The following is an 11711-nucleotide window of genomic DNA, read 5'->3' as shown; positions in this document are numbered from 1 at the left end:
AAAACCTGTTCTGCATGCTCTGGCCTGCGCAGGGCTCGCATTCTCTGATGCGTTGCCGATGGCGCGCCAACGAACCGCTGGTAACGGTTTTAAGATTTTCAGGAGGTCACATCGCCGGATCACGGGACGGGACCTTCATTCGTAAAACAAAGCCCACTGCAGATGCAGTGGGCTTCGGTGTCAACGCAAGCAGCTTACTTGGTGGCTTCGGTTTTCGGCTTGCCGAAGTGCCACTCGTAGACCACGAACTGGAAGTTCTTCAGGTCGCCCTTGGCGTCGTAGCTCAGTTCGCCCATTGGCGTCTTGAACGTGCCGGCATGGATGGCGGCTGCCACCTTGTCGGTGTCTTCGGACTTCGCGGCAGCGATACCGTCAGCCACGACCTGAACGGCAGAGTAGGACGGGTAGACGAACGGGCCGCTCGGGTCCTGTTTCTTGTCCTGGAATGCCTTGGTCAGCGCCTGGTTGGCCGGATCCTGGTCGAAGGATTTCGGCAGGGTCACCAGCAGGCCTTCGGAAGCATCGCCAGCGATTTGCGAGATCGAGTCGTTGCCGACGCCTTCAGGACCCATGAAGCGGGCTTTCAGGCCTTTTTCCTTGGACTGACGCAGGATCTGACCCAGTTCCGGGTGGTAGCCGCCGTAGTACACGAAATCAACATTGGCTTGCTTGAGTTTGGCGATCAGCGAGGAGAAGTCTTTGTCGCCCGGGTTGATGCCCTCGAAGACGGCGACTTTCACGCCCTTGCCTTCAAGAGTGGTTTTCACCGCCGATGCAATGCCTTCACCGTACTGCTGCTTGTCGTGAATGACCGCAACGGTTTTAGGCTTGACCACGTCGGCAATATAGTTGCCTGCGGCCGGGCCTTGAGCGCTGTCCAGACCGATGGTGCGGAACACCATTTTGTATCCGCGAGCGGTGATTTCCGGGCTGGTAGCGGCCGGGGTAACCATGATGATGCCTTCGTCTTCATAGACGTCGGATGCAGGCTGAGCGGAGCTGGAGCACAGGTGACCGATCACGAACTTGACGTTGTCGTTGACCACTTTGTTGGCCACTGCAACGGCTTGCTTGGGTTCGCATACGTCATCGTATTCAACGGCTTCGAGCATCTTGCCGTTGACGCCGCCTTTGGCATTGATCTGTTCGATGGCCATTTTGGCGCCGTTGAACTGCATGGTGCCGTATTCAGCGACCGGGCCGGTCTTTGGACCTGCGATGCCGATCTTGATGGTGTCTGCTGCGAACGAATGGCTGGCAACCCCCGCCATAACCAATGCGGCAAACAGCTTGGAAAGCTTCTTGGTACCCTTAGTCATGATGCTCCACTCTTGTGTTTTAATTTTTATAATCCTGATGCCTAGGCAGCGGGACCGGATTTTAAACACCGATCATACCCCCGGCAAACTGTACCGGAACAGTTTAGAGCGCCGGTCATTAGCTTGAATAGCTAGCCGCGGGGGGCAAAAACGATCGATGTCGCTTAATTGAAAGAAAGATACAGAATCATGCGGTTCGACCTGTCGAATCGACCTCTAAACCCCTGCTTTTACTGATCTTCCCTGCAATCAATTACTTGTATCTGGGTTTGTCTCGAGCCAACTCGGCGCTATTATTCGCGTCGATTTTCTTTTCGGTGAAACCCATGAGTGAAGAACCAAGCACCCTCTATGCCAAATTGCTCGGTGAGACGGCATCTATTACCTGGACGGAGCTGCAACCGTTCTTTGCCCGCGGTGCCCTGTTGTGGGTCGAGCCGTCGCTGGATTTGATTGACGTCGCGCAGGCCGTTGCCCAGAACGAAGCCGATAAGGTCAGCGCATGGCTCGCTAGCGGACAGGTCGGCAAGGTGGCTGAAGCCAAGGCGCTAGAGCTTGTGGAGCGCGATCCGGTGCTGTGGGCAGTCGTAGTGGCACCTTGGGTATTGGTCCAGGACAGGGCGCCCGCTTAGTTCGTGGTCTTTTTTGGTGCGAATTGCGAGGTTGAGGTGGGAAGTCTGGTAACTGAGCGGGGGCTGGGGTAGCGAAATCTCACATAGCGTTGCGCAGAATCTATTGGAGATTTTATGTCTGGTCTCTTGGCTCAATTCCCTGTGGAAGCGAATTTATTCGCGAAGGGGCCAGTACATTCGCAGCCGTTGTATCGATTGAAGCACCGCCTTCCCGAATAAATCCGGTCCCACAGGTTGATCATGGGCCTGAGATCGTGGCCAGCCTGTGGGAACGGTGCTGATTCGCAAGTCGCTGGCGTTACTTAACGCTGTAATCCGTCTTGCCTGTGTGCTGATTCAGTGAAATAACCCGAGTCTTGCCGATGCGATGACGGTAAATCTCGCGCAGGTATTTAACCGCCTTCTTCACGCTTTCGCGGGAAATGCGGATGTCGTTGATGGAGACAAACTTGGATTTGTCTTCAATCAACTCGCGATATTTCTTCTCGTACATCGGCTTGATTGCATACCAGTTGGTATCGAGGATTTTGGCCGGGTTTTCGTATTCGTTCAGCAATTCATCAATGCGTTCTTCATCGAACTCTTCGCTGATGATGAAATCCAGAATCGCGTTGTCCAGCGTGTCATCGAAACGGTACTGGTTTTTCGCGAAGCAGCGTTTGATGAAGGCGACGATCAAGGTCAGGAAGTCATCCGACAAACACGGGCTTTTCGCGATCAGGGTGGTCAGCGAAAGGTTGGCCGACGCGCCGATTACCAGGGCGTAACGCTTGAGCGTCGTGTTCGGGAACAGGCTGTTCAGGTGCGTCTTCAGACGATTGAGGTCCATGTAGGACAGCTTGTAGTCCTTTGGCAGCGAGACGATGGACACCACTGATGAGCAGTTCTTGAAGAAGTGCAGGTCATGCAGGGCCGCGGCATCGTAGCCAGAGGTCTTGTATTGATCGAGTGCGGCGCGATAGCGCTTGGATTCGATCGGCAGCAGGCTGATGCCTTCAATGGCCTGAGTCACTTTGTTGAAGTGCGGCAGGTCAATGGAGCGGAAGAACAGATCGTCGATGTTCAGGCGTGGCGGCTCTTTCTCGAACACCTTGAACTTGTCCGAGCCGGGAACCGGGCTTTCCGGCACCACGGATTCGGCGTAAGCAATTGCTACCGGGCCGGCCAGACTCATGAACAGGTCGTTGGCATCCAGGCGGATAGTCTCGCCGATGTCGATGCCTGCACGCCGGAAGTAGTTCTGATCGTAGTCAGTCGTCACCGCCTGGGCAGTGAGAATGTTGAAGATCTGCTGCGAGATGTACTGGTTGGCGTGGCGCTCCATGGCGTTCACGTCAATGTTCTCGATGTTGCCGTCATCACTGGCTTCGGCGTAACGCATGATGTCGTTGGAGATCAGCATCATGGCGTTCCACGGGCGGATACGGCCCATCACGCTGGCTTCGCTGCTGTCTTCGTTCTCGAAGTTGTACGAGAAGTCCCATTCTTCAGACAGGTACTTGCACAGCAAGCGTCCGGCGTTGATATGCAGGGCTTCAGACATTTCACTGCGATGATCGGAAATGTTTGGCAGCACGCAAATGCCGCTGGTGAAGATTGGCTCGAACACAAAGGACCGGCCACGCTTACTGTCGTTTTCGTCAGTCGGCTTGGTGTCGAAAGTCTTGTTCATGTACGAGAACTGCTGCGCCAGACCGAACTCCGAGGCCATGCCCGAACCGGTACCGCCGCCTGCACTGAAGATGTAGAAATACAGGCGTGACTGGTTGGCCTTGATGCCGCACGAGTCGATCAGGTATGAGTGGATCAGCTTCCAGTCAGTGCTGGAGAAGTGGTTGGTGTCCTTGTTCAGGATGATCTTGGCCAGATACTGGCCGAGGATCGGGGCGTTGCCCGCACCACCGGCATGGACTTCGGAGAGGTCCATGATTTTCATCTTGCTGTAGTCGTTGATGAAGCCGCTTTTCTCACCTTTGCGGGAAAAGCGGATACGACCGGCAATGTCCTTATCCAGGTCACCGAGCATGACCAGTGGCTCGACCAGGAACACAGGCTTGCTCGCCTTGTTCTGCACCAGTCGCAGGTTGTTGCGGATCCAGCGACCGGGGCTGTAGCGTTTGTCTTCGCTCAGACGGTCTTCGTTTTCGAACTGATTGAGGTAGAACTTGCGGGCGTTGTAGACCAGTTCGGCTACGTCCAGAGCAATGTTCGAACCGCAGCGACCCAGACCGATCAGGCACACAGACGGGAACTGCTGCTCGCTGCGCAGGACGTTATCTTCGATGTGAATGGATTGCGGGAAGACGGTATCGCGCAGACCATCGAGGTTATCCAGGATGCGGTCGGTGTCGGTTTCGGTGAAATACATGTACTGCTGGGCGGGGATCGGCTTGGGTCGATAGTAGGTGCTGGGGAGGCCAGCGGCCTTCTCGGCAACGGCTGCATTCAATGGTCCGGATATCGCACCAGCAGAATCATTTTTATTGGTCATCGTGCGCCATTTGCCTGAGGGAGGCAGCGATACAGTGGCTGTCATCGCGCCATCACGGAAAGAGAAATTACGACTTTACAGTGCGCTATTTTCTGCGGCGATAGGGGGAACCCCTATGCATGAGAAGGGCACTTTCTGTCTGGTCCAGCCAATGAATCGGCGGGCGCGCACAAATCTTTAATGATTTTCAGAGTGCCGGTTGAACCGCCGCTCTGATTTGCTGTCGTGGCCCCGTGCGCTGGTTTCAGCCCACAGGCCCATGGCTCCATTTTTCCGGTGCGGGGGCGTGTGCGATGGTCTTGGCGGCGAGGGCTGTCTTACGCTGATTGAGCTTCTGCACCAGCGGCAATAGTTGCTCCAGAGGTTGCGGCCTGCTGATCAGATAACCCTGAATGTAGTCGGAGTTGTACTTGCTGAGAAACTCCTTCTGTTGCGCGGTCTCCACGCCCTCGGTGACAACTTTCAGACGCAAGGTATGGGCCATGACGATGATCGCCTGAACGATCTCCATGTCCTGGGCGGACCCCGGAATGTCGACGATGAATGAGCGATCAATCTTGACCGTGTCCAGAGGCAGGCGTTTGAGATAGGCCAGCGATGAATAGCCGGTACCGAAGTCGTCAATGGAAAGCGAAACACCCAGGCAGCGAATCTGTTTGAGCAGGCCGATGGTGTTACTGATGTTGCCCATCAGGGCGTTTTCGGTGACTTCCAGCTCCAGCCGCCGGGCGGGAACATTGGCTTGCCTCAAGGCGCGCTGAATGTCGTCGATCAGGTTATCGCGAGTCAGGTTCAGCGCCGAGCAATTGACCGCGATGATCAGGTCTTCCAGGCCATTGCCGCTCAGGCAGCCCAGATCCTGGCAGGCGCGTCGCAACACCCAGTTATCCAGGTCGGCAATCAAGCCGTTGGTTTCCGCTATTTCAATAAAGCGATCCGGGGTCAATAAGCCATGTTGCGGGTGCTGCCAGCGCACCAGCGCCTCCAGCTTGGCCACGTGCCCGGTCCTGAGGTCGACGATTGGCTGGTAATAGACCTGCAGGCCGTTTTCTTCCAGCAGCGCGTTGCGCAGTTCCTCTTCCAGTTGCAGCTCCAGGCTGGCCTTGGTCTTGAGGTTGGGGCTGAAAAAGTGCAGCCGGTTGCGGCCGTTGCCTTTTGACTGGTAGAGCGCCAGGTCAGCGTGCTTGAGCAGTTCATCGCAGGTCTGGCCGTCCTGCGGGAAGACGCTGATGCCGATACTGGTCGTCATGACCATGTGCCGTCCGGCCAGGGCGATGGGCTCCTTCATCTTCTGCATGACACGCCCGGCCAGTTGCTCGGCTTCTTCATAGTTATGCAGGCCGATGAGAATGCAGAATTCATCGCCGCCGAACCGGGACACCACGTCGTCGCCTCGGGTCGCGCTGCGAATCCGCTCGGCAATCGCTTTGAGCAGGTCATCGCCAGCGTCATGGCCCAAGCTGTCGTTGATGCGCTTGAAGTGGTCGATGTCGAGAAACATTACGGCGAGCATGCCGCCGTTGGCGCCGTGCTCGCTCAGTTTCTCGGCGAAGGTCTGATTGAAACCGCGCCGGTTGAGCAGATTGGTCAGCGGGTCGTAATGCGCAACTTGCTGCAGGGACATTCGCGCCTGATCCAGTTGGCTAAGTAGGGCGTTGACGCGGCGCAAGTCGTGCTCTTTGCTTTGCAGTTTCTTGTCGGCCACTGAGGCGCTCAGGCTGCCTGCGATGATCAGCAGGGCAATGATTGCGATGGTCAATCCGAGCTGCATTGCGTTTTCCGGTGCCGCCGATTCGAGTGGCACATTGTCCGGAATCACCAGATTCAGCGACCACATGCCAATCATGTGGGTGCCCAGCAAGCCTGCACCCAGCAGCATGCTGGCGCCGTACTTGAGCATTTGGTGGAAGGTGCCACTGCCTTGCCGCAAATAGCCGGGCATCAACAGGAATACGGCACCACAGAGAACGGACATCAGTATTGAGAGCCCGAACGGGCCGGGCTGGTAGTACTGAATGGCGGACGAGCGTAATGCCGACATGCCAACGTAGTGCATGACGACCACGCCGAGACCGATGCCGATTGCGCTGAGCAGCCATTGGCCTGGCCCGAGTATTTCCTGGCTGATGGCTTTGATCGCGAACGCGCCTGCAATAGCTGCGATAAACAGGGAGGCGATTGTAGTGGGCAGGTCGTAGCTGACCTTCATCGGTGTTTCAAAGGCGAGCATGCCAATGAAGTGCATAGCCCATGCTCCACCCGCGAGGCACAGGGCACCGAGCACTTGCCAGCGCTGCCGACTTTGGTGATTTTCTGAATGGATGATGCGTTCGCCGATATCCAGCGTCGCCAGGCATGCCGCTGAAATGACGCCGAACGATAGCGCCATGAGAAACAGGTTGTGGGTACAGTCCAGCAGCAGCATCCCGTCGTGGGATTGCCCGGACATCAGATACAAACCAAGCCATTCCATAGCGGGCCCCATATATTCAATGCCAGGGTCGCCAGCGTCCAAAGTGGTGGCGAGTCGCTGTCAGTATAGGAGTTGATACAAGCGTGCCAATAGCAAAGGGTTAAGGGGTCCAATCAATTTGGAATTACCTAAATAGCGAATAGTTATAACCATAGACGGCTATGGCCATGCAGGACCATTCCCTTTGCGAATGTTTACAGACAGTTAATGAAAGGCGACCTAGATTAAGTAGCGTTTTCCTCTGCCCGCTACGCTTCGTATAAAAATAAAAAGGGAGCTTCATTATGCAAGGCACCCCGCAGCCGTTGTCCCCACAGGCGTCCAACGCCTGGCGCGTTCTGTTTTTGCTGTTCCTGGCCAATCTGTTCAATTTTTTCGACCGCACGATTCCGGCAATCATCATTGAGCCCGTTCGCATGGAATGGCATTTGAGTGATTTCCAGCTGGGCATCATCGGCACGGCCTTTACGTTGGTGTATGCCATTGCAGGCCTGCCATTGGGGCGTATGGCCGATAACGGCTCGCGCAAGAAAATCATGGGCTGGGGGCTGGCCGTGTGGAGTGGGCTGACGGCCGTTAATGGTCTGGCAGGCAGCTTCTGGACATTTCTATTGGTGCGCATGGGGGTGGGCATTGGCGAGGCCAGCTATGCGCCCGCAGCCAATTCACTGATCGGCGACCTGTTTCCTGCCCATCGGCGTGCGCGGGCTATGGGGATTTTCATGCTGGGGCTGCCGCTTGGGTTGTTGCTGGCATTCTTTACCATCGGCGCGATGGTCAAGGCGTTCGACAGTTGGCGTGCGCCGTTTTTCATCGCCGCTGTACCGGGACTGGTGCTGGCGTTGTTCATGTTCTTCATTCGTGAACCCAAGCGGGGCGCGGCAGAAAATGTGCGGATGTCCGAGGAAAAGATCGAAAAGCCTATCCGTCGCGTACTTTCGATCCCGACGTTTGGTTGGCTGGTGCTGGCCGGGCTGACGTTTAACTTCGCTACTTATGCCTGTAACTCGTTCATGGTGCCGATGCTGCAGCGCTACTTCCTGTTGCCGTTACAAGAGGCTGCGGTGGCGACCGGCATTATCGTCGGCATAACAGGGTTGACGCTGGGCGGCTGGGTGGCTGACAAGTTACATCAACGTTTTGCCAATGGTCGTTTGCTGTTCGCTGCCGGCAGCATGTTGATTGCAACCGTTGCGACAGGGTATGCCCTGCATGCGGGGCGCATCGAGATCGGTGTATTTGTCGCTGTGTTCAGTCTGGGTTGGCTGTTTGCTTACAACTTCTATACCTGCGTCTATACCGCGATTCAGGACGTGGTCGAACCTCGCTTGCGTGCTACGGCGATGGCGCTGTTTTTCGCGGGGCTGTATTTGTTGGGCGGCGGCCTGGGACCGGTAGTGGTCGGCCTGCTGTCAGATCACTTCGCTCATTCGGCCATGGCTGCTGCGGGCGCGGAACAGATGAGTGAGGTCTACAAGGCGGTTGGGCTGCATGACGCGATGTACTTGATCCCGGTAGCGCTGTTCATGACGCTGGTGTTTCTGTATCTGGCTTCGCGGTGCTTCAGCCGGGACGCGGCGAGGATGAAGGCGGGGATGGTGGCGGATGAGCCGGTGGTTGCGGTAGCTTGAAATCTAGAATGCTTAGCCGCTACTGGATTGAAATTCAATTCCTGTAGGAGCTGCCGAAGGCTGCGAAGCTTTTTATCCTGATACACCGCGATCGCAGCCTTCGGCAGCTCCTACAGGCCCCATGTTGCCGCGAGACAGCGCGGGGCAGCTCCCACAGGTTCAAATTCCAACCTGCAGGAGCGAATTTTTACCCAGCCACCAACACCCGAATCGCTTCAAGGCGCAAAGCCGCTTTATCAAGCATGGCCAGCCCTTGCTCACGCTGTTCGCGCAACGCAACCAGTTCGCTGTCACGTACGGTTGGGTTGACGGCTTGCAAGGCGGTCAGGCGAGCCAGTTCTTCTTCGGTGTCCGCCGCCAGGCGACGTTGTGCTTCGGCGACGCGCTCGGCATGTTTCGGGGCGATTTTCGCTTCACCGGCATTGATCTGCGGGTTGAGGGCGTCACGTTGAGCCTGAATGAATTTGTTGGCGCTGGCCCGTGGCACGCTTTCCAACTGGTCGTTCAGGGTAGTGAAGGAAACCCGTCCCGACAGGTCGTTGCCGTTGCTGTCGAGCAGACAACGCAGCGCAGCCGGCGGCAGGTAGCGACCCAGTTGCAGTGAGCGCGGCGCAACCACTTCGCTCACATACAGCAGTTCCAGCAAAACGGTGCCTGGCTTGAGTGCCTTGTTCTTGATCAGCGCCACCGCAGTGTTGCCCATTGAACCGGACAGCACCAGATCCATGCCGCCTTGCACCATCGGGTGTTCCCAGGTGATGAATTGCATGTCTTCACGAGACAGCGCCTGGTTACGGTCGTAAGTGATGGTCACGCCTTCGTCGTCGCCCAGCGGGAAGCTGGCGTCGAGCATCTTCTCGCTAGGACGCAGGATCAGCGCGTTTTCCGAATGGTCTTCACTGTCGATGCCGAACGCATTGAACAGCGTTTCCATGTAGATCGGCAGGGTGAACTGATCGTCCTGCTCAAGAATCGCTTCAACCAGCGCTTCACCTTCGCCCGCGCCACCCGAGTTGAGTTCCAGCAGACGGTCGCGGCCGGTGTGCAGTTCGCTTTCCAGACGCTCACGCTCGGTACGCGCCTCGTCAATCAGCACTTGCCACTCATCGTCGTCACCGCTTTCCAGCAACGGCAGCAGGCGCGGGCCGAACTGGTGTTGCAGGGCGTTGCCGGTCGGGCAGGTATTGAGGAAGGCGTTCAGCGCTTCGTGGTACCACTGGAACAGGCGCGCTTGCGGGCTGGTTTCCAGGAACGGTACGTGCAGTTCGATGGTGTGTTTCTGGCCGATGCGGTCCAGACGACCGATACGCTGTTCCAGCAGGTCCGGGTGGGACGGCAGATCGAACAGCACCAGGTGGTGAGCGAACTGGAAGTTGCGGCCTTCACTGCCGATTTCCGAACAGATCAGCACTTGAGCGCCAAACTCTTCGTCAGCGAAATACGCAGCGGCGCGGTCGCGTTCGAGGATGTTCATGCCTTCGTGGAACACAGTGGCCGGAATGCCGGAGCGCACGCGCAACGCATCTTCCAGGTCCATCGCGGTCTCGGCGTGGGCGCAGATCACCAGCACCTTGACGCGCTTGAGCATTTTCAGGGTATCGATCAGCCAGTCGACACGCGGGTCGAACTTCCACCAGCGCTCTTCTTCGCTGGCATCCGGCTGAGCCTGGAAGCTGACTTCCGGGTACAGGTCGGCGTGCTCACCAAGCGGCAGTTCCAGGTATTCGGCCGGGCAGGGCAGCGGATACTGGTGCAGCTTGCGCTCCGGGAAACCTTGCACGGCGGCGCGGGTGTTACGGAACAGGACACGACCGGTACCGTGGCGATCAAGCAGTTCGCGAATCAGGCGCGCACTGGCCTCTTCGTCGCCTTCATTGACGGCCGTCAGCAGGGTTTCGCCTTCAGCACCCAGGAAGCCATGAATGGTCTTGTGCGCTTCAGGTGACAAGCGACCCTTGTCGAGCAGTTGCTGCACGGCTTCAGCGACCGGGCGATAGTTTTCGCTTTCGGCACGGAAGGCATGCAGGTCATGGAAGCGGTTTGGATCGAGCAGACGCAAACGTGCGAAGTGACTGTCCTGGCCCAGTTGTTCCGGGGTGGCAGTCAGTAGCAGTACGCCCGGGATGACTTCGGCGAGTTGCTCGACCAGCGAGTACTCAGGGCTGGCCTTGTCTTCGTGCCAGACCAGATGGTGAGCTTCGTCGACGACCAGCAGGTCCCAGCCCGCCGCAAACAATGCGTCCTGAGCCTTTTCGTCTTCAACCAGCCATTCCAGCGCAACCAGCGCCAGTTGGGTGTCTTCGAACGGGTTGCTGGCATCGCTTTCAATGAAGCGCTCAGCGTCGAACAGCGCAACCTGCAGGTTGAAGCGGCGGCGCATTTCCACCAGCCACTGGTGCTGCAGGTTTTCCGGAACCAGAATCAGGATGCGGTTGGCGCGGCCCGAAAGCAGTTGGCGGTGGATAACCAGACCGGCTTCGATGGTTTTCCCCAGACCCACTTCGTCAGCCAGCAGAACCCGCGGTGCGATACGGTCAGCGACTTCACGGGCAATGTGCAACTGGTGCGCGATGGGTTGCGCACGAACACCGCCCAGGCCCCAGAGGGAAGACTGCAGTTGGCGGCTGGTGTGTTCCAGCGTGTGATAGCGCAGGGAGAACCAGGCGAGCGGGTCGATTTGCCCGGCGAACAGACGGTCGGTAGCCAGACGGAACTGAATGAAGTTCGACAGCTGGGTTTCCGGCAGGGTGACGGCTTCGTTCTGCGCGTTGAGACCGTGATAGACCAGCAGGCCATCCACATCATCGACTTCGCGAACGGTCATCTTCCAGTTTTCGAAATGGGTGATCACATCGCCCGGCGAGAAGCGCACACGGGTGAGAGGTGCATTTCGCAGTGCGTACTGACGCGTGTCGCCAGTGGCCGGATAGAGCACGGTCAACAAGCGGCCGTCCTGTGCCAGAACGGTGCCTAAACCCAGCTCGGCTTCGCTGTCGCTAATCCAGCGTTGCCCCGGTTGATACTGCTGCGCCATGCTGCCTGTCTCCCGCCTTGAAAAAGCCGACTATGTTAACGGAACACGCTGCCGAGGCCAAAGGAACAGTGACAAAACACCTGTATTTAAACGCGTCCGCGAAAATTTAAGCCTGTTAAAGGCACTAGTTG

The 11711-nt window shown here is 57.2% G+C and carries 6 protein-coding genes; 2 read left to right on the top strand and 4 right to left on the bottom strand.

Annotated elements, in window-relative coordinates; genetic code table 11:
* Window positions 1-194: 194 nt before the first annotated feature.
* Window positions 195-1319 (bottom strand): branched-chain amino acid ABC transporter substrate-binding protein, encoded by a 1125-nt coding sequence (locus EE949_RS20795; RefSeq protein WP_122665998.1) that lies wholly within the window; start codon window positions 1317-1319, stop codon window positions 195-197.
* 326 nt (window positions 1320-1645) lie between these two features.
* On the opposite strand from EE949_RS20795, the gene EE949_RS20790 reads away from it, so the two are divergent.
* Window positions 1646-1951, top strand: a complete 306-nt coding sequence (locus EE949_RS20790) for a DUF2288 domain-containing protein (protein WP_122665997.1) — start codon at window positions 1646-1648, stop codon at window positions 1949-1951.
* A gap of 298 nt (window positions 1952-2249) precedes the next feature.
* Here the strand turns inward: EE949_RS20790 and EE949_RS20785 are convergent, their stop codons facing one another.
* Both EE949_RS20785 and EE949_RS20780 read right to left on the bottom strand, forming a co-directional pair.
* Entirely contained in the window at window positions 2250-4319 is a 2070-nt protein-coding gene (locus EE949_RS20785) for a hypothetical protein (RefSeq protein WP_430735985.1), read from the bottom strand.
* 367 nt (window positions 4320-4686) lie between these two features.
* The gene (locus tag EE949_RS20780; RefSeq protein WP_122665995.1) at window positions 4687-6915 is read right to left on the bottom strand and encodes a bifunctional diguanylate cyclase/phosphodiesterase; all 2229 of its coding nucleotides are present in this window, start codon (window positions 6913-6915) and stop codon (window positions 4687-4689) included.
* Between the two features lie 284 nt (window positions 6916-7199).
* Between EE949_RS20780 and EE949_RS20775 the strand changes: the two genes are divergently transcribed.
* On the top strand, window positions 7200-8546 hold the full coding sequence (locus tag EE949_RS20775) for a spinster family MFS transporter (RefSeq protein ID WP_122665994.1): 1347 nt from the start codon (window positions 7200-7202) through the stop codon (window positions 8544-8546).
* A 187-nt stretch (window positions 8547-8733) separates the two neighbouring features.
* On the opposite strand, the gene rapA is transcribed toward EE949_RS20775, so the two are convergent.
* Entirely contained in the window at window positions 8734-11580 is a 2847-nt protein-coding gene (gene rapA / locus EE949_RS20770) for an RNA polymerase-associated protein RapA (RefSeq protein ID WP_122665993.1), read from the bottom strand.
* Between the last annotated feature and the right edge of the window lie 131 nt (window positions 11581-11711).

It is taken from the genome of Pseudomonas viridiflava, assembly GCF_900602065.1.
Classification (GTDB): domain Bacteria; phylum Pseudomonadota; class Gammaproteobacteria; order Pseudomonadales; family Pseudomonadaceae; genus Aquipseudomonas.
Note: the sequence above shows the minus strand (reverse complement) of the source record. Positions and strands in the feature narration are given on the sequence as shown.